This is a genomic window from Comamonas sp. DB36 (assembly GCF_057914905.1).
Genome location: NZ_CP196632.1, coordinates 76,375 through 103,057 on the forward strand (window position 1 = coordinate 76,375; position 26,683 = coordinate 103,057).

The following is a 26,683-nucleotide window of genomic DNA, read 5'->3' on the forward strand; positions in this document are numbered from 1 at the left end:
CACCACAGGTCCATCATGCCTCCTGCGTTCTCTCATAGCCGCCATCTTTTGGCGATCGCCTGCCTGACGACTTCTGCGAACGCGCTCGCGCTCAGCGGTCTTGCACAGTCATATGACATCCCGGCGCAGGATCTCAACGCGAGTCTGATCCGCATTGCCAGCGAAGGCGGGGTGCAGCTCGCCGTGCCGGCTCCTGTGGTTCGCGGCCTGTCGGCACCGGCAATCAAGGGCCGCTTCACGCCGGAGCAGGCCTTGCAACGGGCTCTGGTCGGCCATGGCCTGGAGTTCGCGCGCACGGCCAACGGCACACTGACCGTTCGCCCGAGCGCTGCCGTTGCCAGCCCCGGCGCAGCGCAAGGCGAGCCGGGGGCAACGCTCAAGGAAGTGCAGGTGACGGCCAGCGCCGAGCCTGGCAGCACCACCGAAGGATCGGGCTCCTACGCTAGCAATGGGCGCAGCACGGTGGCTACGCCGCTCAATCTGACGCTGCGGGAAACTCCGCAAACCATCAGTGTGATCACCAGCCAGCGCCTGGGCGACCAGGCCTTGAGCGGCATAGGCGACGCCTTGCAGCAGACTCCGGGCATCACGCTGCAGAACATCGGTGGCGAACGCTACAGCGTGATGTCGCGCGGCTATGCCATCGATTCCTACCAACTCGACGGCGTGCCGACCACGCTGGACGTGACCACGCAGGATGTGTCGCAAAGTCTCGCCGACCTGTCCATCTACGACCGGGTCGAAGTCTTGCGCGGGGCTTCGGGTCTGATGAGCGGGGCTGGCGACCCTTCTGGCACGATCAACATGGTGCGCAAACGCCCGACAGCGGATTGGCAAGCACATGTCTCGGTGGGCGCCGGCTCCTGGAGCAAGGCGCGCGCCGAGGTCGACCTCTCCGGCCCGCTGAATGCCTCGGGCTCGGTGCGGGGCCGCCTGATCGGCGCCTATCAGAAGAGCGACAGTTACATCGACTACTACCAGCTGGACAAGCAAGTGCTGTACGGCGTTGTCGAAGCCGACCTCACGGACTCCACGCTGTTGACGGCGGGGCTGAGCTACCAGAAGGATGACCCGCGAGGTGGAATCGGCAATGGCGTAGGCCTGCCGCTGTTCTACAGCACCGGTGCCCAGAGCGACTTCGATCGCTCGACGAGCTTCGCCAGCCGGTACAACCGCAACGAAACCGCGGCCAGCAACGCGTTCGTGGCATTGAACCAGCGCCTGAGCGAGGGCTGGTCGCTGGACTTCGCGGCCAATCAGTTGCGGCAGACGCGCGCGTTCTCCTGGGTTGGCGGCACCACCTGGAACGCAATGTTCAACCAAGACACCGGCAATCTGCCGTTGAATGCGCAAAGTGGCGACAGCGAGCAGAACCAGACGGGCGTGAGTCTCAAGGCGTCGGGGCCGTTCGAGCTGTTTGGTCGCAAGCATGAGCTTGCCGTGGGCTACAACTACGCGGATTACGCCAACGACACCGCCTACAGCCCCAAGGCGGCGCTTGGCGTTCCAGGCAATATCTACAACTTCCAGACCTGGGCGCACGCAGGCACGGTGGCCGACGCCCCGCATGGCCGGACCAGCAATACTCAGATGCGCCAGTCAGGCGCCTACGCCGCGGCCCGCTTGCGGCCCAGCGACCAGCTTTCGTTGATTCTTGGCGGCAGGCTCAGCCGCTACAACTCGCGCTATGACCTGGTCTACACCAGCGGAACGTATAGCTCGCACGAGAGCGCCGAGAAGAAGAATGTGCTCACGCCTTACGTCGGCATCGTCTACGACCTGGACCCCAGCCATGCGCTCTATGCGAGCTACACCACGATCTTCAAACCCCAGTCCTATCAGGATCGCAACGGCGCTTTCCTGGACCCACGCGAAGGCAATAGCTACGAGCTGGGGGTGAAAAGCCAGTTCGCGGACGGCAAGATCCACAGCAGCGCCGCGGCCTACCAGATCCGCCAGGACAACCTCGCGGTGGCCGACAGCAGCTACACGGTGCCCGGCACGACCAATGCCGCCTATCGCGCCGAGAAAGGCGCGAGGACGCAGGGCCTGGACCTGGAGGTCAACGGTGAGCTTTCGCGCGGCTGGAATGTGGCCGCGAGCTATACCTATGCGAAGACGCAGGATTCGGCGGGTGCACGCATTTCCACGACCTTTCCCAAGCACCTCGCAAAGCTGTGGAGCACCTACCGCCTGCCCGGCCAATGGAACGCGCTCACGCTGGGCGGGGGCGTGAATTGGCAAAGCCGTAGCGACTTCACGAGTTCTCCCTGGTGGTCTGCCAAGCCCTTGCATGGCGAGCAGGGCGCTTACGCGGTGGCCGGATTGATGGTGCGCTATGACTTCAGCGAGAAGGTTTCGCTGACCATAAACATCAACAATCTGTTTGACAAGCAGTACTGGAGTTCCATGGACACCACCTTCTATACAGGTGTTTACGGCGCGCCGCGCAATGTGATGCTGAGCTTGCGGGCTGCGCTCTGAAAGTCTGCGCGCCTTCGTGCAGGCACATAGATGACAGCGCGGGGCGCCACGCGGGCGCACCATGCGGATCAACCCAGCAAGGCTTCTTTCACAGTCGTCACAGAGGATTGCGCCCATGACCCATGAGATACATTCCGCAGCGCGGACGATGACGCTCACCGCGACGGACGGATTTGTGCTGGCCGCGACGCTTTACCCCGGCGCGCAAAGACCACTGGCGCGGCTGATCGTTGCCGGAGCGACGGCCGTGCCCCAGGGCTTTTACCGCCGGTTTGCCGAGTTTGCCGCGGCCCGGGGCTTCGAGACGCTGACCTTTGACTACCGCGGCATAGGAAGGTCGCGTCCGCCTTCGCTCAAGGACTTCAGGATGTCGCTGCTGGACTGGGGGCAGCTCGACCTGGCGGCGGCCGTGGAGGCGATGTCCGGCGGCGATGGACTGCCGCTGTACGTCATCGGCCACTCGTATGGCGGCCATGCGCTGGGCCTGCTGCCCAACCATGACAAGGTCGTGGCGTTCTACGGCTTTGGCGTGGGCGCGGGCTGGCATGGCTGGATGCGCCGCAGCGAGCAGTTCAAGGTGCTGCTGATGTGGAATCTGGTGCTGCCGCTGCTCACGCGCTGGAAAGGCTATTGCCCTTGGAAGATGCTGGGCCTGGGCGAAGACCTGCCGCGCGACGCCTTCGTGCAGTGGCGCCACTGGTGCCGCTTTCCGCGCTATTTCTTCGACGATCCGCAGATGCCCGAGATCGCGGACCGGTATGCGGCAGTGAAAGTGCCCATGATGGCGGCCAACGCGCTGGACGACCTCTGGGCGCCGGCCGCATCGCGCGATGCGTTCATGAGCGGCTATCGTCATGCCGCGCTGTCCACCTGCGATATCGCACCCGAGGCGCGCTCGCGCGGCATTGGCCACATGGGCTATTTCAGGGCGTCCTCGCAAGGGCTGTGGCAGGACGCTCTCGATTGGCTGGTGCAGCCCCGGCCGCACCCAGCACTGGCCGCAGGCTGAGCCCCGAGGTTTGCGGGGCGCGTGCCTCAGAAGCTGTGGCGCATGCCTATGTCCAGGCCGGTCCAGGCTGCGTTGGCCACGCCGGGCACGCCGCCGCCGGTCAACGCGGCGCCATTGCGGTTTTGCAGCCGTGAATAGGTCGAATACAGCGCCGTGCGCTTGGACAGGTTGTAGACATAGCCCACGGCAAGTTGCTTGGCCTGGCGATCGCTGGCCGAGTTGTCCGAGACGCGGGAGTAGGACAGGGGAATATAGCCCGGGCCGGCATTGATCTGGGCGCCGACCAGCCAGCCGTTGGAGCGGTTGGGCGCGGCGACGACCTCCTTGCTGTCGCGGAACACCTGGGCCATGGCCTTGATGCCAGCGAACTGGTAGCTCGCGCCGATGTTGCTGGTGCTGACATCGCCCGTGCCCAGGCGGGTCACGCCATGGGCCAGTGCCAGGTTCCAGCCAGCGTGCGCATAGCCCAGCCGCACTCCGCTATAGCGACCATCCTGGCGCGACGGCCCGTTGCCTTCGGCCAGCGCATGCATGGCCTGGCCGTAGAAACCATGCAGGCCGGGCAGTACGTAGCCTATGCTGTTGGAAGCGCGCACCGCGGTCTGCACCGTGGACACGCGCGTCAGCCCGCCTTGCGCCAGGTTGTTGACCGAGCCCGCGCCGGCGCTGCCGAAAGGATCGAAACCCGTGAGGTTCCAATAGGTGGGAACGAAGTCGCGCCCCAGCCGCAGTTCGCCCCAGGACTTCGATATCAGACTCACCGTGGAGCGGCGGCTGAACGTCAGCGCGCCGCCGCCGGCGGTCGTCAGATTGTCGGCGCTGGTCAGCGCGCCGGCGCCGGTGTCGAGATTGAGCCCCGCATCGAGCACAAAGCCCGCGGACCATCCGCCGCCCAGGTCTTCGACGCCGCGAAAGCCCAGGCGGCTGAACTGGTTGCCGCCTATGCCGTTCTGTCGGGTGACGCTGTTGCCGGCCTGCCGGGCATGTTGGACCGCCAGATCGATCACGCCGAACACGGTGACCGACGACTGGGCGTGGCTTGCGCCGCTGGCAATCAATATCGTCGCCAGGGCAAGAGGTTTTTTCATGTTTGTCTCCATCTCTCTTTTTGATTGAAACTTTCGCGCGGCCGTACGGGCCGCGGGCGCTACTCCGGCTTGAAGCCGGCGTTCTTGAGCAGTTCTGCGCCCTGGGCCACGTCGTTGGCGATGAACTGGCGGAACTGCTCGGCGCTCTCGTTGACGGGTTCTATGCCCAGGTGCGCCCAGGCCCCGGCCTTGGCCTGGGCGGAAATGGCCGTGTTGATGGCCGCGTTCAAACGCTTGACGCGCTCCGCGGGCGTGCCCTTGGGCGCCCAGACGCCGTACCAGGACATGTAGGTCATCTCGGGAAAGCCGCTTTCCCTGGCGGTCGGCACATCGGGCGTCAGCGCGCTGCGCCTGGGCGCCGTGACCGCGATAGGCTTGACCTTGCCGGCCTTGGTCAGCGGCAGCATGGAGATCATCGAGTCCAGCAGCAGCGCCGTATGGCCTCCGGCCACGTCGATCAAGGCCGGCTGCGTGCCGCGGTAGGGCACGAAGCTGAACTTCACATTGCCCTGCTTGGCGAGCAGCAGCGTGGCCAGATGGCTGGGCGCGCCGACTGCAGGAATGCCCGCAGTCCATTTCTCGGGTTGCTGGCGCGCTGCGGCCAGCACTTCGCCGAGGTTCTTTGGCTCCAGCTGGGGCGCGATCACCAGCATCAGCGGCGCCTCGCCCACGCGCGCCACCGGCGCGAAGTCGAGTTGCGGGTCGTAGGGCGGGTGGCTCATGACCTGCTTGGCCAGCACATGGGTCGCGGCGGAGAACAGCAAGGTGTGGCCGTCGGCGGGCGCGGTCTGCGCGGCCTTTCCGCCGACCGTGCCGTTGGCGCCCGAGCGGTTGTCTATGAGCACCGGCACGCCCAGCTGCGTCTGCAGTTGATGGGCCAGCACGCGCGCCGCGTTGTCCACGCCGCCGCCCGCGGCGAACGGCACGATGATCTTGATGGCGCGCTCGGGGAACTTGTCCGTCTGGCTCCAGGCGGGCGCCGCCGACAAGGCGATCGCGCCGGCGATGATTTTGATCCAACTCATGGTGTCTCCTGTGGTTTTGGTATGGGGGTCGTGTCCGGCTCCGGCCTGGCGCGGGCGCGGCGGCGCTCGAAGACGTGCAGCGTGTCGTCCAGCGCCTGGGCGTCCACGCCGCGGGTGATGAACACGATGCGCGTGCGGCGATCCGGCCCGGGCCAGCAGGGCAGCAGCTCGGGAGGATGGAAAAGATGCTGCACGCCATGAATCACCAGCGGCCGGTCGGGCTCCTCGGCGAGATGCACCAGGCCCTTGACGCGCAGCAGGTCGTCGCCGCGCATGGCGATCACCATGTCGAGCCAGGCGGAAAACGCGTCGCGTGCCAGGGGCTGGTCGCGGACGATGACAAAGGAATGTATGCCGTCGCGGTGCGTGGGGGCGGCCTCGGCCTGGCCTTGCGGGCGGTAGTGCGGTGTCTGCGGGTCCCGGGCCGCGGCCGAGGGATGGCGCAGCAGCTGTTGCAGGATGGCGGGGTATTGATCGCTGTGCGTGTGTTGCGCCGCCGTCGCGCCCAAACTGCGCAGGCGCTCGCGCAGTTCAGGCGAAACCTGCCGCTCGGGCGTCAGATCGGTCTTGGTCAGAAACAGCTGGTCCGCGACCGCGACCTGCCGCACCGATTCCGGGAACCGGTCCAGGGTCTGCATGCCCAAGACGGCATCGACGGTGCAGGCGACGCCCGCCAGCCGGAAGCGCGAGCGCACGGCCGGCTCGCCCATCAGCGCGCGCAAGATGGGGGCGGGGTCGGCCAGCCCGCTGGTTTCTATCAGCACCTGCCGTGCGCTCGCCGCCTCGCCTATGCGCAGCAGGGCGTCCACCAGGTCGCCGCGCACCGAGCAGCACATGCAGCCGTTGGCCAGCAGCACGGTGTCTTCGGTGGTCTGCGCGATCAGATCGTGGTCTATGCCGATCTCGCCGAACTCGTTGACGATGACCACGGTGCCCGTCAGATCGGGCAGGCGCAGCAGGCGGTTGAGCAGCGTGGTCTTGCCGCTGCCGAGAAATCCGGTGAGCACCGTGACCGGAATGCGATCGCCCAGGGACGGCGTGTCGGCCAGCAGCGCGGAAAAATGCCCGCTCATGGCCGTGCCGCCGGCGCCGGCGAAAAGCGCTGCCTGCCTGCGGGCCTGCGCGGCGCAGTGCCTGGGGTTATCGCGGAAATGGATAGGGCCGATGTCATTGTTGTCTCCTCGGGGCGCAGGCATCCAGGCCCCGTTGTTGTGGTTGCATTGCCGCGCCAGGTCCTGGCGCTACACCATGTCCGCTCCATGCATCTGCGCGAAGGAGCGCAGCGTGCGTTCCAGCCGCTGCAGCATCCACCGGGCGACCGGCGCGGGCAGGCGTTGCTGCAGCACCTCGTCCAGCAGGGCGCGCAGCGGCTGGGCGCGCGCTGCCAGCTCCGGGTGGGCGTGAAACCACTGTGCGACCTGGGCTTCGTCACTGCGCTCGCCGCCGTCCTGCAGGTAGTCGACGATGTCCAGTTCGAAGTCTTCGAGCCGCAGGCTCACGCCGCCCGAGCCGCAGGCGCAGGCCGAGCCCAGGGCCACATGGCGCAGCGCCAGGCTGCACCACAGGTCCAGCAGGCTTTCGGCCTGCTGCGTCAGTGCGTCGGCCATGGCGGTGCTCACTGCCCGGCCCAGGCGAGATCGGCCGATCCGTTGCCGGCGCTGCCGGGCGTGCTGCGCAGCGTGCGCGTGGCCTTATGGTCGACCTGGCCCCGCGAGTCCAGTGCCACGCGGTAGACCGCGCGCGCCACCTGGGCGCTGACATAGCCTTCGCGCACGTCCTCGGCCACCTTGTCGAGCTCGCGCTCCAGCGGATTGCCGAAGCCGCCGCCGCCGCCCGACAGCATCTTGTAGGCGTCGCCGCGCTCCAGCCGCACGTTGAAGATCTTCGCGTTCGCGTGGTCGGTCTTCCACTCGCCCTTGTGGCGCACGGCCAGGCCGTTGCCCATGGCGTCGCCGCCGCCTTCCAGGCCCCAGGGCTTGCAGTGCACGCGGTCTATGCGCGTGGTGACGGTGAACGGCGACAGCGCCTGCACCACCATCTCCGCGCCCAGGCCGCCGCGGTACTGGCCCGCGCCAGCGCTGTCCTGGCGGATCTCGTATTTCTCCACCAGCACCGGGTACTTGGCCTCGAGCTGCTCGGTAGGGCTGTTGTGCGTGTCGCCGTCGTTGATGCAGACCGTGACCGAGACGCCGTCTTCCTGGCTCTTGGCGCCCCAGCCGCCGCCCAGCGGGCCTATGCCCACGATGAACAGCCTGCCGTCCTCGGGCGAAATGCCGTGGATGTTGGGGAACACCAGGTCGGCGTGGTGGCCGGCAATGGAGCGGTCGGGAATCGCGGGCGCCAGCGCCTTGAAGATGGTGTCGATCACCGTCATCGGGAAGGTCATCCAGACGCGCATCGGATAGGGCCGCTCGGCCGAGATCACCGTGCCCATGGGCATGATCACCTTGAGCGGGCGGAAGCTGCCGTCGTTGACCGGGTAATCGGTGGGCGTGGTCAGGCACTTGTAGGCCACCTGCGCACAGGCAATGCCCGTGGTGAAGCCCGAGTTGTAGAAGCCGCGCACCTGCTTGCTGACATCCGACAGATCGACGGTCATCTCGTCGCCCGCGACCGTGATCTTCACGCGGATGGGAATGCGCTTGCCTATGTCCAGGCCGTCGTCGTCCATGAACGACTCCGCCTCGTAGACGCCGTCCGGAATCGACAGCGTGTTCTTGCGCGCCACGGCCTCGGACGAGTCCATGATCTGGGCGATCGAGCCGTTCACGGCATCGACGCCGTAGCGCTGCAGCAGCTCGACGTAGCGGCGCTCGCCCGTGGTGATGGCCGTGATCTGCGCGCGCAGATCGCCCAGCGCGCGCTCGGCCAGGCGCACGTTCATGGCAATGATGTCGATCAGGTCCTGGTTGACCACGCCTTGGCGCTGGTACTTCATGATGGGGATCTGAATCCCTTCGCTGAAGATGTCGGTGGTCACGTTGCCCAGCGTGCCGCCCACGTCCAGCCAGTGCGCCATGCAGCAGGTGAAGCCTTCGAGCTTGCCTTCATGGAACACCGGCATGGTGAACGTGAAATGGTTCAGGTGGCTGCCGGTGGTGTAGGCGTCGTTGGTCACCAGGATGTCGCCCGGCAGGATGTTCTCGTAGCCGAAGTGGCGGATCTTGGCCTTGACCGTCTCGGACATGCCGCGGATGAACATCGGCAGGCCCAGGCCTATGGAGACCGTATCGCCTTCCTTGGTGAACAGGCCCACCGTGAAGTCCAGCGCCTCGTAGATGATCAGGTTGTAGGCGGTGCGCGTGAGATTGGTCTTCATCTCCTCGGTGACCGCGTACAGGCCGTTGCGAATGACTTCGACGGTGATCGGATCGATCGCCACGGGGGTGTTGGGGTTGGTGCTCATGAACGGTCGCTCCCGATGTCGATTTGCAGATTTCCGAGTTCGTCGACGCGCAGCGCGTCGCCGGGCTGGACCACGGTGGTCGAGGCGTGCTCCTCGATCAGCGCCGGCCCGGCAATGGCATTGCCCGCGAGCAGGCGGTCGCGGATGTAGACCGGCGTGTCGGCCCAGCCGCCGGCGCGGAAGTACACCGGCTTGGTGGTGCGCAGCGCCTGGCGGTCGGGCGCGGCCATGCCTTTTTCCACGCTGTGCCTGGGCGGTTTCTTCATCGTGCCCAGCACGGTCACGCGCAGGCTCACCAGATCGGCGGGCTCGCCCGGTGCCGAGGTGCCGTAGCGCACCTTGTGCAACTCGTCGAACTGCTGCTTGATGGCCGAGCGATCGCGGCCCGCGAAGAACGCCAGCGGCAGGTCCACCGTGACCGCGTGCTCCTGGCCCACGTAGCGCATGTCGGCGGCGCGCTCTATCACCACGCCGTCGGCCTTGACCCCCGACTGCGCCAGCGCGGCGCGGCCCTCGTCTTCCATGGATTGGTAGGCGGCCTCGATTTCCTCGAAGGACACATCGTTGAGCTTGCGGAACACCGAGCGCACGTAGTCGTAGCGCAGGTCGGAAAACAGCATTCCGTAGGCCGAGAAATAGCCCGGCGCATAGGGAATCAGCACCTTGCGTATGCCGATCTCGCGCGCAATTGCCGAGGCATGCAGCGGGCCCGCGCCGCCGTAGACCACCATCGTGAAGCTGCCGGCGTCCAGGCCGCGCTCGGTGGTCACGGCCTTGACCGCATGCGACATCTGCGTCACCGCGATGCGCAGGATGCCATCGGCCGCCTGCGTGGGCTCCAGCCCCAGCGGCGCGGCGATACGCTCGCGCATCTGGCGCTGGCAGCCTTCCATGTCGAGCTTGAGTTCGCCGCCGAGGAAATTGTCCGCGTCCAGTCGGCCCAGCACCAGATTGGCGTCGGTGACCGTGGGCTCGAGCCCGCCGCGGCCGTAGGCGACCGGGCCGGGAATGGAGCCCGCGCTCTGCGGGCCCACGCGCAGCGCGTTGCCGGTTTCCACGCGCGCGATCGAGCCGCCACCCGTGCCCACTTCGTGGATGTCCATCATCGGGATCTGTATCGGCAGCGCGCGTTCGTAGCCACCGATCAGCGCCGAGCCCGTGGTCAGCGGCCGGCCGTTGCTGATCACGCCGGCCTTGGCCGTGGTGCCGCCCATGTCGAAGGCAATCGCATCGCCCATGCCCAGCTGGGCGCAGATGGCCTGCGCGCCGATCACGCCCGCGGCCGGGCCCGATTCCAGCATGCGCACGCAGCCGACCTTGGCATGCTCGACCGGGAACAGGCCGCCGGTCGATTGCACGATGTAGAAGTCGCCGTCAAAGCCCTTGCCGGCCAGATGCGTCTCCAGCTGGCCCAGGTATTCGGAGACCCGCGGGCCCACGTAGGCATTTGCCACGGCGGTGGAGACGCGCTCGAACTCGCGGTATTCCTGGCTGAGCTCGTGCGAAGCGCAGACAAAGGCGCCGGGCAGCTCTTCCTGCAGGATCTGCTTGACGCGCTGCTCGTGCGCCGGGTTGCGGTAGGAATGCAGCAGCAGCACGGCCACGGCCTCGACGTTCTGGCCCTGCAACTCGCGGGCCAGTTCGCGCACCGCCGCTTCATCGAGCGGCTTGTGCGTGCTGCCATCGGCGCGCAGGCGTTCGGACACTTCGAAACGCAAGGAGCGCTTGACCAGCGGCTGGTGCTTGTTGAAGAACAGGTTGTAGGCATCGGGCCGGTTCACGCGGCCGATCTCGTAGATGTCGCGAAAGCCTTCGGTGATCAACAGCGCGGTATTGGCGCCCGTGCGTTCGAGCAGCGTGTTGATGGCAATGGTCGAGCCGTGCAGGAACAGGTGGCCGTCGCGCCAGTCGATATCGGCGCTGTCTATGGTCGCCTGTATGCCCTCGACCAGCGCACCGTGCGTGGACAGCGCCTTGCCGAACAGCAGCTTGCCGCTGGCTTCGTCAAAGGCCGCCATGTCGGTGAAGGTGCCGCCGATGTCGACCGCGATGCGGAGTTTGGGTGGGTTGCTCATGTGCTTGTCTCCAGTTCAGACGGTGCCGGGGTCGGTGGCGATGCGGTTGCGCAGCACGCCCAGGCCGGTGATCTCGACTTCGATCTCATCGCCTTGCTGCATGTACAGCGGCGGCTGGCGCCGGTCGCCCACGCCGCCGGGCGTGCCGGTGGCGATGACGTCGCCCGGGGACAGCGGGGTGAAACGCGAGATGTAGGCAACGATGGTCGGGATGTCGAAGATCAGATCGGCCAGGCCGGCCTTTTGCACCACCTGGCCGTTGAGCCGGGTCTCGAGCTGCAGCTGCGAGACATCGGGCACTTCGTCGCGCGTGACCAGGAAGGGGCCGAAGGGCGCGGTGCCGGGAAAGTTCTTGCCCGGAGTGAACTGGTGCGTGTGGCGCTGCCAGTCGCGCACGCTGATGTCGTTGAAGCAGGTATAGCCGGCAATGTGTTCGAAGGCGTCTTCCTTGCGGATGTGGCGCCCGCCCTTGCCGATCACGAAGGCCAGCTCGCCTTCCCAGTCGAAGCGCTCGGAAAACGCCGGGCGCAGCACTTCGTCGCCGTCGGCGGCCAGCGAGTCGTTGAAGCGCAGGAACAGCGAAGGATATTCGCTGTCCGCGCGCTGGGTCTCGGCCACGTGGGTTTTGTAGTTGAGCCCGACGCAGATCAGCTTGCCGGGATTGGGGATCACGGGCAGAGCGCGCAGCGAGGAACGTGCGAGCGCCGTGCCTTGGGCGAGGGCGTCGCGCAGCTCGCCGAGCGCAGCGCCCGCAAGAACCGAGCGCAGGTCGGGAAAGCGCGCCAGGAAAGCCGGGGAAGGCACGAGGCAGTCATTGCCTTGCAGCACGCCATAAGTGGCTTGGCCGGCATGTTCGAAGCTCAGGATTTTCATATCGGACTCTGTGGATGGGGGGAGTGCTAGGGACTGTAAGAATTCAGCAGACTTTCTTCTAGATAGAATTCCCAGATATCAGAGTTCTGTCTTTTGGCAATTCACAAGTCCGCCATGCACCTGCCCACCGTTCGCCTGTTCCTGGAAGTCGCCGAGGCCGGCAGCCTCAGCAAGGTGGCGTTGCGCCGCCAGACCGTGCAGTCGCACATCAGCCGCCAGATCACCGACTTCGAAGCGCAATGCGGCGGGCCGCTGTTTCGCCGCACCGGACGCGGCGTGGTGCTGACCGAGCACGGCGTGCGCGTGGCCTCGCGCCTGCGGGTCTGGCTCAACGACACGGAACACCTGATGGAGGAAATGCGCCTGGATTCCAGCCAGGTGATGGGCGAGGTCAGGCTGGGCATACTGCCTTCCTCGGCCCACCCGCTGGTCACGCGGCTGTTCCAGCGGCTGCAGGCCCAGCACCCCGGCATACGGCTCAACATCACCGAAGGCCAGGGCGTGGTGCTGGACACCTTGCTGGACAGCGGCGCGCTGGACCTGGCCATCCTGTTTCGCTTCCAGCCGCCCAGCAGCGCCGAGGAAAAGCTGCTGTGCGTGGTGCATACCTATCTGGTGTCGGCACCCGGTGCGGCGCTCACGGCCGAGCCCACCGTCGAGTTCGCCCGGCTCGACGGCCTGCGGCTGGTGCTGCCGCGCCGGCCCAGCCATTGGCGCAATGCACTCGACGAGACGGCGCGCAGCCTGGGCTTCCGGCTCGAATCCGTGGCCGAGGCCGACTCGTTGACGGTGCAGCGCGAACTGGTGGCCCACACGCCGGGACTCTATTCGATACTCGGGCCGTTCACCGTGGTCGCGGATCTGCAGGCCGGGCGTCTGCAGGCCAGCAAGCTGGTGGGCCCCGACCTGTGCCGCCATGTCACGCTGGCGCTGCCCAAACAGGGCAAGCTGACCCCCGCCTGCCGCGTGGTGGCCGCGGCCATAGAGGAACTGGTGGCCTCCTGGGGTCACCAGCTGACCGAGCCGCCGATTTCCGAACCGGATGTGCCGGACCGGCTAGCCAGCGGGCGCTAGCTGAAACGCAGCGTCACCACGCCCGCGACAACCAGCGCCGTGCCCGTGGCGCGCGCCCAGCCGAAGCGCTCGCCCAGTACCCAGGTGCCTATCAGTGCCGCGAAGATCACCGAGGTTTCGCGCAGCGCGGCGACCAGCGCCACGGGCGCGTGCATCATGGCCCACAGCGCAATGCCGTAGCTGCCCAGCGAAGCGGCCGTGCCGGCCAGGGCCAGCGCAGCGCGCGCGCGCATGTAGCGCAGGGCTTCGCCGCGGCGCGGGCCCGCGCGCCACAGCACCAGCGCCATATAGGGCAGGCCGTCGAACAGGAACAGGGCCGCGACATAGGAAAACGCATTGCCCGCGGCGCGCACGCCCATGCCGTCGATGACGGTGTAGCTGGCGATGATGGCCGCGTTGGCCAGCGCAAATCCTAGCGCCTTGCGGCGGTGGCCGGCGTTCGCCGCGTTGTGGCCGGCACGCGCCAGTCCCACGAGCAGCACGCCCGCCGACAGCACGATCACCCCCAGCCAGGCGGGGCCAGAGAGCGGCTCGTCCAGCAGCACGGAACTCACCAAGGCCACCAGCAGCGGCGCGGCTCCGCGCATGATCGGATAGGTCAGACCCAGATCGCCGTAGCGGTAGGCACCCGCCAGCGCCGCATAGTAGGCGATGTGGATCAGCGTCGAGGCCGCGATGAAGGGCCAGGCCGCAGCCGGCGGCAGACCGAACCAGAGCAGGGCCGGAAGCGCGAAGACCAGGCCCAGGCTGTGGATCAGCGCGGTGTCCAGCGACTTGTCGCCGCCGGACTTGATGAGCGCGTTCCAGCTGGCGTGCAGCAGCGCGGCGAACAGCAGGGCCAGAACCAGGAAGATGTCCAGGCTCATGGCCGGGCCTGCGGAGCGCGGCAGCGCGCAGCGATGGCCAGATAGTGGTCCAGGCCCGGCGTGGGCAAATCCTTGATCTTGGCGCGGTCGTCCCACAGCCGCAGTTGCACGGCTTCGCGCGCATGCGGCCTGGCGATGAATTGCGCGGCCTGCTGCGGCGAGAACACGCCGCCCTGCAACGCCAGGCTGCGCCGCGAGTCCGCCGACAGCGCGGCTTCGTAGTCCGCGCGGATCGCGCACAGATAGCGCTTGGCGTCCACATGCCAGCGTATGGCGTCCAGCACCCTGTCGCCAAACAGCCCGCGCAGGAAAGGCAGGGCGCTGAACTGGTGCAGGTCATCGATGCCGCGCGCGCTCGGGGTCTCGCCGCGGTCTTGCAGCAGGTGGCCGATGTCATGCAGCAGCGCGGCCGTGATGAGCGCGTCGTCGGCGCCGGACTGCTCGGCGAACCAGGCGGTCTGCAGCGCGTGTTCGGTCTGGGTCACGGGCTCGCCGCTGTATTGCGTGGCGCCGTGGCGCGCGAACAGCAGCGCGATGTCGTCCAAGGCCAGCGCCATGCTCAGGCCTCGGCGCTGGCGCGCAGCGCGCGCCGGCGCGCCGGCACCTCGGCGGCCGGCTGCGCGCTGTAGTTGTGCAGCGTGCGTTCGCGGCTGTTCATCACATGCTCGAACATGGCGCGGCCCGCGGCCTCGGCGTCGCGCGCGGCGATGGCCTTGACGATCTGCCGGTGCTCGCGCGCATAGACCACCATGGTTTCCACCGTGAGGTTCTTGCGCCGAATCAGCGACAGCTCCTTGATGAGCCGGCGGTAGTTGGCGGTGAACTTGGCATTGCCCGCGAGCTGCAGCAGGCTGTCGTGAAACTCCAGGTTGCTGCGGTGGAAGTCCTGGCCATTGCCGGCCTTGGCCGCGATGTCCATGGCATCGACCAGCTGGCGCAAGGCCCGGGTCTGCGCGGCAGTGCAGGTCTCGGCGAGCTTGCGGCCGATGTACATCTCCATCACGGCGCGCAGCTCGAAGATTTCCAGCGCCTCATCCAGCGCGATGGCGCGCACGAACACCCCGCGGTTCTTCTCGCTGCGCACCAGGCCGGCCTCGTCGAGCATGCGGAAGGCTTCGCGCACCGGGCCGCGCGAGACGCCCAGCTGCGTGGCGATGGACGCCTCGGTCAGCTTGACGCCGGGCTGCAGTTCTCCGGCCAGGATCATGCGCTCGACTTCGTCGTGCACCAAACCGGCGAGCGAGTTGCCCTGCAGCTGTGCAATGGCGTCGTTGATGGGGCTGGAAACGGTCATGGGCTGTTCTTCAAAAATCGGTGTTTTGTAGATTGTCTACGATCTACAACAAACAATCTACAAACCATGGCCTGCATTTTGCTTGAAGAAAATGTCACAGTCATGACATGTGAGAGCGCCAAAGTTCGACCCTGTTCAACTCTTGGAGCCGCTCAATGAAATACGCCGCCCGGCAGATCCTCGCCGTCACCTTCGGACTCATGCTTGCCGCGCCGGCCTTGGCGCAAAAGCAGCAGCTGGTGGTCTATACCGCGCTGGAAACCGACCAGCTCAAGGCCTATCAGGAAGCCTTCGTCGCCTCCCATCCCGACATCGAGATCAAGTGGGTGCGCGACTCCACGGGCGTGATCACCGCCAAGCTGCTGGCCGAGAAGGCCAACCCCCAGGCCGATGTCGTCATGGGCGTGGCCGCCACCAGCCTGGCGCTGTTTGACCGCAACGGCATGCTCGAGCCCTATGCGCCGCTGAACATCGACGCGATCATGCCGGCCTACCGCGACAAGAAGAATCCGCCCGCCTGGTTCGGCATGAACGTCTTCGGCGCCACGGTGTGCTTCAACACCGTCGAGGCCAAGAAGCGCAACATCGCCATTCCCACCACCTGGAAGGATCTGACCAAGCCCGAGTTCAAGGGCCAGGTGGTGATGCCCAACCCGGCCTCGTCGGGCACGGGCTATCTCGACGTCGTGTCCTGGCTGCAAATGTGGGGCGACGAAGGCGGCAAGGGCGGCGGCTGGAAGTACATGGACGCGCTGCACCAGAACATCGCGCAGTACACCCACTCGGGCTCCAAGCCCTGCAACATGGCGGCGGCCGGCGAGTACGTGGCGGGCATCTCTTTCGAATACCGCGGCCACACCAACAAGGCCAAGGGCGCGCCCATCGAGCTGGTGTTTCCCAAGGAGGGTCTCGGCTGGGACCTCGAAGGTTTCGCCATCTACAAGGGCACGAAGAAGCTCGAAGCCGCCAGGAAGCTCGCCAACTGGGCCTCGTCCAAGGACGCGATGCGCCTTTACGGCAAGAACTTCGCGATCACCGCCCAGCCCGGCATCGCGCCCAAGCTGGCCGGCATTCCCGACGACTACGAGTCGCGCCTGATCAAGCTGGACTTCGACAAGGCCGCGGCCAGCCGCGATGCGACCCTGGCCGAGTGGTCCAAGCGCTACGACAGCAAGTCCGAAGCCAAGAAGTAAGCACCATGGACGACTCCTACCTCGCGCTGCGCGGCATCCACAAGCGCTTTGGCGCGTTCACCGCGCTGCAAAGCATAGACCTGAACATCCGCAAGGGGGAGTTTGTCTGCTTTCTCGGGCCTTCGGGCTGCGGCAAGACCACGCTGCTGCGCATCATTGCCGGGCTGGAGACCCAGACCTCGGGCAGCATCGTGCAGGGCGGCTTCGACATTTCCACGGCGCCGCCCGCCGAGCGCGACTACGGCATCATGTTCCAGTCGTATGCGCTGTTTCCCAACCTGACGGTGGCGCAGAACGTGGGCTACGGGCTGGTCAACGGCCGGCAGTCGCGCGCGCGCATCGCGGCGCGCGTCGATGAGCTGCTGTATCTCGTGGGCCTTGTGGCCAGCGCCGGCAAATACCCGGCGCAGATGTCGGGCGGCCAGCAGCAGCGCGTGGCCCTGGCGCGCGCGCTGGCGACTTCGCCGGGCCTGCTGCTGCTCGACGAGCCGCTGTCGGCGCTGGACGCCACGGTGCGCGGCCACCTGCGCAGCGAGCTGCGCGCGCTGCAGCGCCGCCTGGGCGTGACCACCATCATGGTCACGCACGACCAGGAGGAGGCGCTGTCGGTGGCCGACCGCATCGTGGTGATGAACCATGGCGTGATCGAGCAGGTGGGAACGCCGCTGCAGGTATACCGCGAGCCGGCTTCGCCGTTTGTGGCCGACTTCGTCGGCAAGGTCAACCGCCTGCAGGCCGTGGCCGAAGGCGATCACTGGTATCGCTGCGGCGACAAGCGCCTGCGCTGCGCGCCGCAAGAAGGCGCGGATTTCCGGCCCGGCAGCGCGGTGGCGCTGTACCTGCGGCCCGAGGACCGCGTGGTGGGCGGGGTCGACGCCGACGACCCGCTGCACTGCGCAGGCACGGTGCGCCACATCGAGTTCCTGGGCGGCAACTGCCTGGCCGAAGTGGATGTGGAAGGCCTGGCCGGGCAGCCGCTGCAGTTGCAGTACTCGCTCAACCAGATGGATGAATTCGGCGTGCGCCAGGGCGCGCGCGTGAACTTTGCGCTGCGCGCCGATAGGCTGCGCGTGTTTCCCGCGGGAGTTGGCGCATGAACGCCGCGGCGACGGCCCCACGCCTGGCGCCCCTGCGCCAGCGCGTGCACTGGAACGAGCGCCTGGGTCATCTGGGCCTGCTGGGCGTGCTGCTGCTGCTGGGCGTGGGCCTGGTGGCGCCGCTGCTGCTGATACTGTCCAAGGCGCTGCAGGTGCCCGAGGGCGTGGCGGTCTCGGCATTCGGCGCGTTTTCCGCCTACCTGGCTTCGCCGGCGCTGCTGACCAGCCTGTGGCAAAGCATCTGGGTCGCGCTGCTGGTGACGGCCATCGTGCTGCCGCTGGCCTTCACCTTTGCCTATGCGCTCACGCGCAGCTGCATGCCGGCCAAGCCGCTGCTGCGCACCGTGATGCTGCTGCCGCTGCTGGCGCCCTCGCTGCTGTCGGCGATCTCGCTGATCTACTGGTTCGGCAACCAGGGCTTGGCCAGGGATTTCTGGCTGGGACTGGGTTTCGACGGCATCTACGGCGCGCCGGGCATCGTGCTGGCCGAGTGCTTTGCGGTGTTTCCGCATGTGCTGATGATTCTCGTGACCGCCTTGTCGCTGGCCGATGCGCGCCTGTACGAAGCCGCCGATGCGCTGGGCACGGGCACGGTGCGCAAGTTCCTCACCGTCACGCTGCCGGGCGCCAAGTACGGCCTGATCTCTGCGGGCCTGGTGTGCTTCACGCTGGTGATCACCGACTTCGGCATTCCCAAGGTGGTGGGCGGCAATTTCAACGTGCTGGCCACCGATGTCTTCAAGCTGGTCATAGGCCAGCACGACTTCCAGCGCGGCGCGGTGGTGGCGCTGCTGCTGCTGGCGCCCGCGGTGTTCACCTTTGCCATCGACGGCTGGGTGCAGCGCCGGCAGACCGCGACGCTGACGGCGCGCGCCGTGGCGCTGGTGCCCAGGCCGTCGCGCGGCTTTGATGCGGCGATGACGCTTTACTGCCTGCTGATCGTCGGCCTGGTGCTGGCGATGTTCGGCATGGCGGTGTTTGCCTCGTTGGCCACACTGTGGCCCTACAACCTTGCGCCCAGCCTGAATCACTACGTGTCGGGTCTGGTCGATGCCGAGCTTGGCGAGGCGCTGATCAACAGCCTGAAACTCGCGGCCAGCACGGCGGTGATAGGCACCCTGGTGGTGTTTGTCGGCGCCTACCTGCTGGAGAAGACGCGCGGCCTGGACCTGCTGCGGCCCGTGGTGCGGCTGATGGCCATGCTGCCCATGGCCGTGCCCGGCCTGGTGCTGGGCCTGGGCTACATCTTCTTCTTCAACACGCCGGGCAACCCGCTGGGCGGGCTGTACCAGACGCTGCCGTTGATGGTGCTGTGCACCGTGGTGCATTTCTACACCACCGGCCATTTGACCGTCGTCACGGCGCTCAAGGCGCTCGATGCCGAGTTCGAGGCGGTGTCGGCTTCGCTCAAGGTGCCGCTGTACAAGACGTTCTGGCGCGTCACGCTGCCGATCTGCCTGCCGGTGCTGCTCGATGTCTCGCGCTACTTCTTCATCAACGCCATGACCACCATCTCGGCCGTGGTCTTCCTGTATTCGCCCGACACCAAGCTGGCCTCGGTGGCGATTCTCAATCTGGACGAGGCCGGCGAGACCGGCCAGGCCGCGGCCATGGCGGTGCTGATTGCCGCGACTTCGGGCGTGGTCACGCTGCTCTACCTGGCCGCGGGCCGGCTGGTCGATCGCCGCACCCAGGTCTGGCGCGCGCCGGCGCGCTGAGCCGGCTGCATATTCCCTTTTCCTTGCGAACCCAACTCCATGAATTCCCCCGATACATTCGATCTGATCGTCGTCGGCGCCGGCATTGTCGGCCTGGCCCATGCCTACACGGCCGCCCGACGCGGCCTCAAGGTCTGCGTGGTCGAGCGCGACGCGGCCTGCGTCGGCGCCTCGATACGCAACTTCGGCTTCATCACCGTCACCGGCCAGGGCGCGGGCGACACCTGGCGGCGCGCGCGACGCGCGCGCGAGATCTGGGGCGAAGTCGCGCCGCAGGCCGGCATTGAAGCGCTGCACCACGGCCTGTACCTCACGGCCTTTCGCCCCCAGGCGCTCAAGGTGCTCGAGCAGTTCATGGCCACCGAGATGGGCCAGGACTGCGAGCTGCTCGATGTGCGCGCCGCCGCGCGCCGCGCTCCGGTGCTGCAGCTCGACGGCGCCCAGGGCGTGCTCTACAGCCCGCACGAGATGCGCGTGGAGTCGCGCAGCGCCATCGGCCTGCTGGCGCAATGGCTGGCCCAGGCGCATGGCGTGGTGTTTCGCTTTGGCGAGGCCGTGCTGGAAGTCGCGACGCCGCGCGTACGCACTGCGCGCGCGCTGCTGCACGCCGAGCGCGTGGTCGTCTGCACCAATACCGATCTCAACGGCCTGTTTGCCGAGCGCCTCGCGCCCCACCAGCTGCGGCTGTGCCAGCTGCAGATGCTGCGCGTGCGGCCCGAGCCGGGCTTCAAGCTGCCGGGCTCGGTCATGGCCGACCTGAGCCTGGTGCGCTACCACGGCTACAGCAAGCTGCCCGCGGCCGCGGCACTGCGGGCACAGCTGCAGCAGGAAGAGGGCGAGTCGCTGGACCACGGCATCCATCTGATCGTGGTGCAAAGCGCCGACGGCTCGCTGGTCGTCGGCGACTCCCACCACTACAGCGCCGCGCCCGAACCGTTTGCCGACCAGCGCGTGGACGAGCTCATCCTGCGGCATCTGCATGACACACTCAAGCTCAAGACTGCCACCGTCACCGAGCGCTGGGTAGGCATCTATCCCTCGTCGGCCAGCAGCGACTGCCTGATCGACAAGCCTGACGACGCCACGCGGCTGGTGCTGGTCACCAGCGGCACCGGCGCCAGCACCGCCTTCGGCATTGCCGAAGACACGTTTGGCGACTGGTGAGCCACCCCTTTGAACGGAATCAAAATGAGCAGCAAGCAACCTTCCCGCACCGAACTGTCCGCCGTGGTCTTCGACTGGGCGGGCACGATTCTCGACTTCGGCTCCTGCGCGCCCATGGGCGCCTTCGTGCGGCTGTTCGCGCAGTTCGGCATGGAGATCAGCATAGAGCAGGCGCGCGGCCCGATGGGCGTGGCCAAGTGGGACCATATCAAGGCGCTGAGCCTGCTGCCCGAGGTCGCCGCGCAGTGGCAGCGCCGGCACGGCCGGCCCTTTACCGATGCCGACATCGACCACCTCTACGCGGTGTTCACGCCTATGAACGCCGCCGTGGTGGCCGACTTCGCGGACTTCATTCCGGGCGCGCTGGATACCGTCGCGGCGCTGCGCCGGCGCGGCCTGAAGATAGGCTCGACCACGGGCTACAACCGGCCGATCATGGACATCGTCTCGCCGATTGCCGCGGCCGCGGGCTACCTGCCCGACAACCTGGTGTGCGCGGGCGACCTGAGCGCGGGACGGCCCGCGCCGCTGATGATGTACCGCTGCTTTGCCGAGCTGGGCGTGTGGTGGCCGGCGACGGTGGTCAAGGTCGACGACACCGATGTCGGCATTCTTGAAGGCAGGAATGCCGGCACCTGGACCGTGGGAGTCTCGGTCAGCGGCAACGCCATGGGGCTGACGCTGCAGCAATGGACTGCGCTGAGCACGGCGCAGCAGCAGCAGCGGCGCGAAGCTGCGGCCCAGCAGCTGCGGGCGGCGGGGGCGCACTATGTGATCGATTCCGTCGCCGACCTGCTGCCGGTTCTCGACGACATCGCCCGCAAGCTCGCGCAAGGCATACAGCCCTGAACGCCTGCTGACGCCGGCGGGATGCTGCACCCTGTCCTACAGCATCCTCGCCGCGGCCCGCATAGCATCCAAAACATGCGTGCTGTTGCGGATCTGATCGTCGCCCGTCCCGAAGGACTGTATTGCCCGCCAGGCGACTTCTACATAGACCCCTGGCGGCCGGTGGAGCGCGCCGTCATCACCCATGCGCACAGCGATCACGCGCGCTGGGGCAGTGCGCATTACCTGGCCCAGCACGACAGCGCGCCCATCCTGCGCCGGCGCCTGGGCGAGGACATCACGCTGCAGACGCTGGCCTATGGCGAAGTCATAGACCACCACGGCGTCAGGCTGTCGCTGCACCCGGCCGGCCATGTGCTGGGCTCGGCCCAGGTGCGGCTTGAACATGGCGGGCGCGTGTGGGTCGCCTCGGGCGACTACAAGCTGGAGAACGACGGCACCTGCGCGCCGTTCGAGCCGGTGCGCTGCGACACCTTCATCACCGAATCGACCTTTGGCCTGCCGATCTACCGCTGGCCCACGCAGGCCGCGCTGTTTGCCGAGATCAACGCCTGGTGGCGCGCCAACGCCGAAGCCGGCCGGGCCTCGGTGCTCTATGCCTATGCGCTGGGCAAGGCGCAGCGCCTGCTGCATGGCGTCGATGCGTCGATAGGGCCCATCGTCGCGCATGGCGCCGTCGAGCCCATCAACGCGATCTACCGCGCGGCCGGCGTGGCGCTGCCGCCCACGCATTACGCGACCGATGCCGCGCTCGACAAATCTGCGCTTTCGCGTTCGCTGGTGATCGCCCCGCCCTCGGCCGGGCGCAGCAGCTGGCTGCGGCGCTTCGGCCCAAACCCCTCGGATGCGTTTGCCAGCGGCTGGATGCTGCTGCGCGGCACGCGCCGCAGGCGCGGCGTGGACCGCGGCTTTGTGGTCTCCGACCACGCCGACTGGCCCGGCCTGCAATCGGCCATTCTCGCCACCGGCGCCGAACGCATCTTCGTGACCCATGGCAGCGTGGCGGTGATGGTGCGCTGGCTGGGCGAGCAGGGCCTGCAGGCCCAGGGCTTTTCCACCGAATACGGTGATCACGACGAGGCCGACGACGCCGCGCCGCGCGCGCAAAGCGATGCCGTTGTGCCCGATGGCGGGACCCCCGACTCCGCATGAAAGCCTTTGCCGATCTTTACCGCGAACTCGACGCGTCCACCTCCAGCCTGGCCAAGCAGGCGGCGCTGCAGCGCTATCTGCGCGCCGCGCCGGCGCGCGACGCGGCCTGGGCCGTGTATTTCCTGGCCGGCGGCAAGCCGCGCCAGCTCGCGCCCACGCGGCTGCTGCGCGAGCAGGCGCGGCTTGCCGCCGGCCTGCCCGAATGGCTGTTTGATGAGAGCTACGAAGCCGTAGGCGATCTGGCCGAGACGATTGCGCTGCTGCTGCCCGCGCCCGAGACGGCGCTGGAGCTGCCGCTGGCCGACTGGATGGAGCAGCATCTGCTGCCGCTGCGCGGCCAGGCGCCCGAGGCGCTGGCACGGGTGCTGCAGGAACACTGGCGCATGCTGGCCGCGGCCCAGCGCCTGGTGTATTTCAAGCTGATCACCGGCGCGTTCCGCGTCGGCGTCTCCAAGCTGCAGGTCACGCAGGCGCTGGCCGCGGTCAGCGGCGTCGACGCCAAGCTGATTGCCCAGCGGCTCATGGGCTATACGCACATCGGCGCCCAGCCGACGGCGGCCGACTACGAGGCGCTGATTGCCGCCGACGAAGGCGCGCACGGCGGCGGCATGCGCGGCGGCCAGCCCTATCCCTTCTTTCTGGCCCATCCTTTCAACCTGCCGCTGGCGCAGTTCGAGGCCGCGCTCGGCGCCGCGGACGGCTGGCTGGTCGAGTGGAAATGGGACGGCATTCGCGCCCAACTGGTCAAGCGCGACGGCCAGGTCTCGGTCTGGACGCGCGGCGAGGAGCTGGTCAGCGACCGCTACCCGGAGCTGCAGGCCATGGGCCTGGGCCTGCCCGACGGCACGGTGCTGGACGGCGAGATCCTGGTCTGGCGCGACGGCCGCGCCCAGCCGTTTGCCGAGCTGCAGCAGCGCATAGGGCGCAAGACGCTCAGCGCCAAGCTGCTGCGCGAGCTGCCCGTGGTGCTGTGCGTCTACGATCTGCTGGAAGAGGAGGGCGCCGATCTGCGCGCCCTGCCCCAGCATGAACGCCGCGCGCGGCTGGAGCAACTGGTCGCGGCCTGTCCCCATCCCCAGCTCGAGCTCAGCCCGCTGCTGCGCGGCGCCGACTGGACCGCGCTGGCGCGCCAGCGCGAACAGGCGCGCGCGCTGGGCGTCGAGGGCATGATGCTCAAGCGCCTGGACGCGCAGTACGGCGTGGGCCGCACCAAGGATGTCGGTGTCTGGTGGAAATGGAAGATCGACCCGCTGTCGGTGGACGCAGTGCTGATCTACGCCCAGCGCGGCCATGGCCGGCGCGCCAGCCTGTACAGCGACTACACCTTTGCGGTGTGGAACGGCCCCCGGGACGATCCCGCGCGCCAGCTGGTGCCGTTTGCCAAGGCCTATTCGGGCCTGACCGACGCCGAGATGCGCGCCGTCGACGCGGTGATCCGCAAGACCACGGTGGAGACCTTCGGCCCGGTGCGCAGCGTCACGCCGAGCATGGTGTTTGAACTCGGCTTCGAAGGCATTGCCGCCAGCAAGCGCCACAAGAGCGGCATTGCCGTGCGCTTTCCGCGCATGCTGCGCCGGCGCGAGGACAAGCCGGTGGAGGAAGCCGACACGCTGGCGACCCTGCAGGCGCTGCTGCAGGCAGACGCCTGATGGCCAGGCGCGCCGACCCCGCACTGGCGGCCTGGATCGCCGCGCGCGGCTGGAAGACCTTTGCTTTCCAGCGCCGCGTCTGGGCCGAGATGGCGCAGGGCCGCAGCGGCCTGCTGCATTCGAGCACCGGCAGCGGCAAGACGCTGGCGGTCTGGCTGGGTGCGCTGGGCGCCTTGCGCAAGAGCGTCGCACCCGAGGGAATCAAGGGCAGGCCGCCGCCGCTGACCGTGCTGTGGATCACCCCCATGCGCGCGCTGGCCGCCGACACGCTGCGCGCGCTGCAGGAGCCCATGCAGGCGCTGAGCCCGGGCTGGACTTCGGCGCTGCGCAGCGGCGACACCACCTCGGCGCAGCGCGCGGCCCAGGACCGGCGCCTGCCGACAGTGCTGGTCACCACGCCCGAAAGCCTCACGCTGCTGCTGTCGCGCGCCGATGCCTACGAGCTGCTGCGCCATGTGCGCGTGGCCGTGGTCGACGAATGGCATGAGCTGATGGGCAACAAGCGCGGCGTGCAGACCCAGCTGGCGCTGGCGCGCCTGCGGCGCTTTCAGCCGGCGCTCATGACCTGGGGGCTGTCGGCCACGCTGGGCAACCTCGATGAATCGCTGCAGACGCTGCTGGGAACGACAGCCGCGCCCGAAGGCCAGGACGCGGCCATCGTCCAGGGCGAGACCGACAAGACGCTGGTGATAGACACGCTGCTGCCCGCGGCCGCCGAGCGCTTTGCCTGGGCCGGCCACATGGGGCTGCGCATGCTGCCCCAGGTGGTGCAGGCCATAGAGGAAAGCGCCAGCTGCCTGGTGTTCACCAACATGCGCTCGCAGGCCGAGCGCTGGTACCGCGCGCTGCTCGAAGCGCGGCCCGACTGGGCCGGCGTGCTGGCATTGCACCATGGCTCGCTGGACCGCGGCGTGCGCGAGTGGGTGGAACTGGGCTTGAAGGAAGGGCGCATCAAGGCCGCGGTCTGTACCTCGAGCCTCGACCTGGGCGTCGATTTCCTGCCCGTGGACCGGGTGCTGCAGATCGGCTCGGTCAAGGGCGTGGCGCGGCTGGTGCAGCGCGCCGGGCGCGCCGGCCACGCGCCGGGCCGGCCCTCGCGCATCACGCTGGTGCCCACGCACAGCCTGGAGCTGGTCGAGGCCGCGGCCGCGCGCGCGGCCGTGCACGCCGGCCAGATCGAGGCCAGGCCCAGCCCGCGCGCGCCGCTCGACGTGCTGGTCCAGCACCTGGTGACGATTGCGCTGGGCGGGGGCTTCGAGCCCGACGCGCTGCTCACCGAGATCCGCAGCACCGTGGCCTATGCCGGCATCAGCGACGCGCACTGGCAGTGGTGCCTGGATTTCGTGCGCCAGGGCGGCCCCTCGCTGGCCGCCTATCCCGACTACCACCGCGTCGTGCCCGACGAAACCGGCCTGTGGCGCGTGCCCAATGCGCGCCTGGCGCGGCGCCACCGCGTCAACATCGGCACCATCGTCAGCGATGCCTCGATCAGCGTGCAGTACCTGGGCGGCGCGCGCCTGGGAAGCGTGGAGGAAAGCTTCATCGCGCGGCTCAAGCCCGGCGACGCCTTCATGTTCGGCGGCCGGCTGCTGGAGCTGGTGCGCGTCGAGCAGATGACAGCGCTGGTGCGCCGCGCCACGGCCGGGCGCGCTGCGCTGCCGCGCTGGAACGGCGGGCGCATGCCGCTGTCGAGCACGCTGGCCGACGCCGTGCTGCGCCAGCTGCAGGCCGCCGATGAAGGCCGCTTCGACAGCCCGGAAATGCAATGCGTGCAGCCGCTGCTCGACATCCAGCGCCGCTGGTCGGGCCTGCCCACGCCGACGACGCTGATTGCCGAGACGCTCAAGTCGCGCGAAGGCTGGCATCTGTTTCTCTACCCGTTTGCCGGCCGCCAGGTGCACCTGGGGCTGGCCAGTCTGCTGGCCTGGCGCGCGGCCCAGCCCGAGACCGGAACCTTTTCCATCGCGCTCAACGACTACGGCATCGAGCTGCTCAGCGCCAAGGAGATCGACTGGGCCGGGCGCCTGCCGGGGCTGCTTGCTGCGCGCCCCAATGAACAACTTTTGGGCGAAGTGCTGGGAAGTCTCAACGCCACCGAACTGGCGCGCCGGCGCTTTCGCGAGATCGCGCGCATTGCCGGGCTGATCTTCCAGAGCCATCCGGGCGAGCGCCGCAGCAACCGCCAGCTGCAGGCCTCGGCCTCGCTGTTCTTCGAAGTGTTCCAGCGCTACGATCCGCACAATCAGCTGCTGCTGCAGGCCGAGCAGGAACTGCTGACGCAGGAGCTGGACGTGGGCCAGCTCGCCGCCGCGCTCGCGCGCATCGCCGGCCAGACCTTGGCGCTGCATGCGCTGCGCAAGCCCACGCCGCTGGCGTTTCCGCTGATGGTCGAGCGCTTTCGCGAAAAGCTGACCAACGAGTCGCTGGCCGACCGCATTGCACGCATGGTGGCCGAACTCGAGCGCAGCGCGGGCGGCGAGGCCGTGGGCACGGCGCATGCGAGCGCCGACCAGGTGTTTGCCTCGGCCCAGGCGCGCGCGCTGCCTGAAGCCGACATAGGCGCGGCGCTGGCGCTGGAGACGCGCGGCGAAACAGCGGGCACGCGCAAGCCACGTGCGCGCAAGAGCGGCCGCGCGCGCCAGGCGCCGGGCGCGGAGAATTGATCGA

Annotated in this window: 21 protein-coding genes; 11 read left to right on the forward strand and 10 right to left on the reverse strand. The window is 67.9% G+C overall.

Annotated features, from left to right (window positions below; genetic code table 11):
• Nucleotides 1-15: 15 nt before the first annotated feature.
• Both ACSVDO_RS21345 and ACSVDO_RS21350 read left to right on the forward strand, forming a co-directional pair.
• Nucleotides 16-2,484: a TonB-dependent siderophore receptor gene (locus tag ACSVDO_RS21345; RefSeq protein ID WP_332681585.1), complete on the forward strand. Its 2,469-nt coding sequence runs from the start codon at nt 16-18 to the stop codon at nt 2,482-2,484.
• 115 nt (nt 2,485-2,599) lie between these two features.
• On the forward strand, nt 2,600-3,493 hold the full coding sequence (locus tag ACSVDO_RS21350) for an alpha/beta hydrolase family protein (RefSeq protein WP_489597007.1): 894 nt from the start codon (nt 2,600-2,602) through the stop codon (nt 3,491-3,493).
• A gap of 26 nt (nt 3,494-3,519) precedes the next feature.
• On the opposite strand, the gene ACSVDO_RS21355 is transcribed toward ACSVDO_RS21350, so the two are convergent.
• From ACSVDO_RS21355 to ACSVDO_RS21385, 7 genes are all read right to left on the reverse strand, one after another.
• Nucleotides 3,520-4,581, reverse strand: coding sequence for a porin (locus tag ACSVDO_RS21355; RefSeq protein ID WP_489597009.1), 1,062 nt, complete (start codon nt 4,579-4,581; stop codon nt 3,520-3,522).
• A 59-nt stretch (nt 4,582-4,640) separates the two neighbouring features.
• Nucleotides 4,641-5,606 carry a Bug family tripartite tricarboxylate transporter substrate binding protein gene (locus ACSVDO_RS21360; RefSeq protein WP_489597010.1) on the reverse strand — a complete coding sequence of 322 codons (966 nt, stop codon included), beginning with the start codon at nt 5,604-5,606 and terminating at the stop codon, nt 4,641-4,643.
• A complete protein-coding gene (locus ACSVDO_RS21365) occupies nt 5,603-6,679 on the reverse strand; it encodes a CobW family GTP-binding protein (protein WP_332534107.1) in 1,077 nt (358 codons plus the stop codon). Before ACSVDO_RS21365 ends, ACSVDO_RS21360 begins: the two co-directional genes overlap by 4 nt.
• 168 nt (nt 6,680-6,847) lie before the next feature.
• A complete protein-coding gene (locus ACSVDO_RS21370; RefSeq protein ID WP_489597012.1) occupies nt 6,848-7,213 on the reverse strand; it encodes a hypothetical protein in 366 nt (121 codons plus the stop codon).
• A gap of 8 nt (nt 7,214-7,221) precedes the next feature.
• Nucleotides 7,222-9,012 carry a hydantoinase B/oxoprolinase family protein gene (locus ACSVDO_RS21375; RefSeq protein ID WP_489597014.1) on the reverse strand — a complete coding sequence of 597 codons (1,791 nt, stop codon included), beginning with the start codon at nt 9,010-9,012 and terminating at the stop codon, nt 7,222-7,224.
• A complete protein-coding gene (locus tag ACSVDO_RS21380; protein ID WP_332534104.1) occupies nt 9,009-11,087 on the reverse strand; it encodes a hydantoinase/oxoprolinase family protein in 2,079 nt (692 codons plus the stop codon). Before ACSVDO_RS21380 ends, ACSVDO_RS21375 begins: the two co-directional genes overlap by 4 nt.
• A 15-nt stretch (nt 11,088-11,102) precedes the next feature.
• Nucleotides 11,103-11,960, reverse strand: coding sequence for a fumarylacetoacetate hydrolase family protein (locus ACSVDO_RS21385; protein ID WP_489597016.1), 858 nt, complete (start codon nt 11,958-11,960; stop codon nt 11,103-11,105).
• A 114-nt stretch (nt 11,961-12,074) separates the two neighbouring features.
• Here ACSVDO_RS21385 and ACSVDO_RS21390 point away from each other — a divergent pair, with 114 nt between their 5' ends.
• Nucleotides 12,075-13,034 carry a LysR family transcriptional regulator gene (locus ACSVDO_RS21390; RefSeq protein ID WP_489597018.1) on the forward strand — a complete coding sequence of 320 codons (960 nt, stop codon included), beginning with the start codon at nt 12,075-12,077 and terminating at the stop codon, nt 13,032-13,034.
• Here the strand turns inward: ACSVDO_RS21390 and ACSVDO_RS21395 are convergent.
• From ACSVDO_RS21395 to ACSVDO_RS21405, 3 genes are read right to left on the reverse strand one after another with little or no spacing between them, the layout of a single operon-like run.
• On the reverse strand, nt 13,031-13,900 hold the full coding sequence (locus ACSVDO_RS21395) for an EamA family transporter (RefSeq protein WP_332534101.1): 870 nt from the start codon (nt 13,898-13,900) through the stop codon (nt 13,031-13,033). The two genes, ACSVDO_RS21390 and ACSVDO_RS21395, sit on opposite strands and share 4 nt — an antisense overlap.
• Nucleotides 13,897-14,457, reverse strand: a complete 561-nt coding sequence (locus ACSVDO_RS21400; protein ID WP_489597020.1) for a phosphonate degradation HD-domain oxygenase — start codon at nt 14,455-14,457, stop codon at nt 13,897-13,899. Before ACSVDO_RS21400 ends, ACSVDO_RS21395 begins: the two co-directional genes overlap by 4 nt.
• A 2-nt stretch (nt 14,458-14,459) precedes the next feature.
• Nucleotides 14,460-15,194 (reverse strand): phosphonate utilization associated transcriptional regulator, encoded by a 735-nt coding sequence (locus tag ACSVDO_RS21405; protein ID WP_489597022.1) that lies wholly within the window; start codon nt 15,192-15,194, stop codon nt 14,460-14,462.
• A gap of 155 nt (nt 15,195-15,349) precedes the next feature.
• Between ACSVDO_RS21405 and ACSVDO_RS21410 the strand changes: the two genes are divergently transcribed.
• The 8 genes from ACSVDO_RS21410 to ACSVDO_RS21445 all read left to right on the forward strand — a co-directional run bounded on the left by ACSVDO_RS21410 (nt 15,350) and on the right by ACSVDO_RS21445 (nt 26,679).
• Nucleotides 15,350-16,387: a putative 2-aminoethylphosphonate ABC transporter substrate-binding protein gene (locus ACSVDO_RS21410; protein WP_332549524.1), complete on the forward strand. Its 1,038-nt coding sequence runs from the start codon at nt 15,350-15,352 to the stop codon at nt 16,385-16,387.
• A gap of 5 nt (nt 16,388-16,392) precedes the next feature.
• Nucleotides 16,393-17,484, forward strand: a complete 1,092-nt coding sequence (locus ACSVDO_RS21415) for a putative 2-aminoethylphosphonate ABC transporter ATP-binding protein (protein ID WP_489597023.1) — start codon at nt 16,393-16,395, stop codon at nt 17,482-17,484.
• Nucleotides 17,481-19,202 (forward strand): putative 2-aminoethylphosphonate ABC transporter permease subunit, encoded by a 1,722-nt coding sequence (locus ACSVDO_RS21420; protein WP_489597025.1) that lies wholly within the window; start codon nt 17,481-17,483, stop codon nt 19,200-19,202. Before ACSVDO_RS21415 ends, ACSVDO_RS21420 begins: the two co-directional genes overlap by 4 nt.
• A gap of 39 nt (nt 19,203-19,241) precedes the next feature.
• The gene (locus tag ACSVDO_RS21425; RefSeq protein ID WP_489597027.1) at nt 19,242-20,366 is read left to right on the forward strand and encodes a TIGR03364 family FAD-dependent oxidoreductase; all 1,125 of its coding nucleotides are present in this window, start codon (nt 19,242-19,244) and stop codon (nt 20,364-20,366) included.
• A 24-nt stretch (nt 20,367-20,390) separates the two neighbouring features.
• A complete protein-coding gene (gene phnX, locus ACSVDO_RS21430; protein WP_489597029.1) occupies nt 20,391-21,215 on the forward strand; it encodes a phosphonoacetaldehyde hydrolase in 825 nt (274 codons plus the stop codon).
• A 75-nt stretch (nt 21,216-21,290) separates the two neighbouring features.
• Nucleotides 21,291-22,367 (forward strand): ligase-associated DNA damage response exonuclease, encoded by a 1,077-nt coding sequence (locus ACSVDO_RS21435; RefSeq protein ID WP_489597031.1) that lies wholly within the window; start codon nt 21,291-21,293, stop codon nt 22,365-22,367.
• Entirely contained in the window at nt 22,364-24,016 is a 1,653-nt protein-coding gene (locus ACSVDO_RS21440) for an ATP-dependent DNA ligase (protein WP_489597033.1), read from the forward strand. The genes ACSVDO_RS21435 and ACSVDO_RS21440 overlap by 4 nt, the downstream gene beginning before the upstream one ends.
• Entirely contained in the window at nt 24,016-26,679 is a 2,664-nt protein-coding gene (locus ACSVDO_RS21445; protein WP_489597035.1) for a ligase-associated DNA damage response DEXH box helicase, read from the forward strand. Before ACSVDO_RS21440 ends, ACSVDO_RS21445 begins: the two co-directional genes overlap by 1 nt.
• Nucleotides 26,680-26,683 lie beyond the last annotated feature (4 nt).

Excerpts from the sequence above, each read along its gene's own strand:
- ACSVDO_RS21345 (WP_332681585.1), top strand. The coding sequence starts at position 16 with ATGCCTCCTGCGTTCTCTCATAGCCGCCATCTTTTGGCGATCGCCTGC.
- ACSVDO_RS21350 (WP_489597007.1), top strand. The coding sequence starts at position 2,600 with ATGACCCATGAGATACATTCCGCAGCGCGGACGATGACGCTCACCGCG.
- ACSVDO_RS21355 (WP_489597009.1), bottom strand. The coding sequence starts at position 4,581 with ATGAAAAAACCTCTTGCCCTGGCGACGATATTGATTGCCAGCGGCGCA.
- ACSVDO_RS21360 (WP_489597010.1), bottom strand. The coding sequence starts at position 5,606 with ATGAGTTGGATCAAAATCATCGCCGGCGCGATCGCCTTGTCGGCGGCG.
- ACSVDO_RS21365 (WP_332534107.1), bottom strand. The coding sequence starts at position 6,679 with ATGAGCGGGCATTTTTCCGCGCTGCTGGCCGACACGCCGTCCCTGGGC.
- ACSVDO_RS21370 (WP_489597012.1), bottom strand. The coding sequence starts at position 7,213 with ATGGCCGACGCACTGACGCAGCAGGCCGAAAGCCTGCTGGACCTGTGG.
- ACSVDO_RS21375 (WP_489597014.1), bottom strand. The coding sequence starts at position 9,012 with ATGAGCACCAACCCCAACACCCCCGTGGCGATCGATCCGATCACCGTC.
- ACSVDO_RS21380 (WP_332534104.1), bottom strand. The coding sequence starts at position 11,087 with ATGAGCAACCCACCCAAACTCCGCATCGCGGTCGACATCGGCGGCACC.
- ACSVDO_RS21385 (WP_489597016.1), bottom strand. The coding sequence starts at position 11,960 with ATGAAAATCCTGAGCTTCGAACATGCCGGCCAAGCCACTTATGGCGTG.
- ACSVDO_RS21390 (WP_489597018.1), top strand. The coding sequence starts at position 12,075 with ATGCACCTGCCCACCGTTCGCCTGTTCCTGGAAGTCGCCGAGGCCGGC.
- ACSVDO_RS21395 (WP_332534101.1), bottom strand. The coding sequence starts at position 13,900 with ATGAGCCTGGACATCTTCCTGGTTCTGGCCCTGCTGTTCGCCGCGCTG.
- ACSVDO_RS21400 (WP_489597020.1), bottom strand. The coding sequence starts at position 14,457 with ATGGCGCTGGCCTTGGACGACATCGCGCTGCTGTTCGCGCGCCACGGC.
- ACSVDO_RS21405 (WP_489597022.1), bottom strand. The coding sequence starts at position 15,194 with ATGACCGTTTCCAGCCCCATCAACGACGCCATTGCACAGCTGCAGGGC.
- ACSVDO_RS21410 (WP_332549524.1), top strand. The coding sequence starts at position 15,350 with ATGAAATACGCCGCCCGGCAGATCCTCGCCGTCACCTTCGGACTCATG.
- ACSVDO_RS21415 (WP_489597023.1), top strand. The coding sequence starts at position 16,393 with ATGGACGACTCCTACCTCGCGCTGCGCGGCATCCACAAGCGCTTTGGC.
- ACSVDO_RS21420 (WP_489597025.1), top strand. The coding sequence starts at position 17,481 with ATGAACGCCGCGGCGACGGCCCCACGCCTGGCGCCCCTGCGCCAGCGC.
- ACSVDO_RS21425 (WP_489597027.1), top strand. The coding sequence starts at position 19,242 with ATGAATTCCCCCGATACATTCGATCTGATCGTCGTCGGCGCCGGCATT.
- phnX (WP_489597029.1), top strand. The coding sequence starts at position 20,391 with ATGAGCAGCAAGCAACCTTCCCGCACCGAACTGTCCGCCGTGGTCTTC.
- ACSVDO_RS21435 (WP_489597031.1), top strand. The coding sequence starts at position 21,291 with ATGCGTGCTGTTGCGGATCTGATCGTCGCCCGTCCCGAAGGACTGTAT.
- ACSVDO_RS21440 (WP_489597033.1), top strand. The coding sequence starts at position 22,364 with ATGAAAGCCTTTGCCGATCTTTACCGCGAACTCGACGCGTCCACCTCC.
- ACSVDO_RS21445 (WP_489597035.1), top strand. The coding sequence starts at position 24,016 with ATGGCCAGGCGCGCCGACCCCGCACTGGCGGCCTGGATCGCCGCGCGC.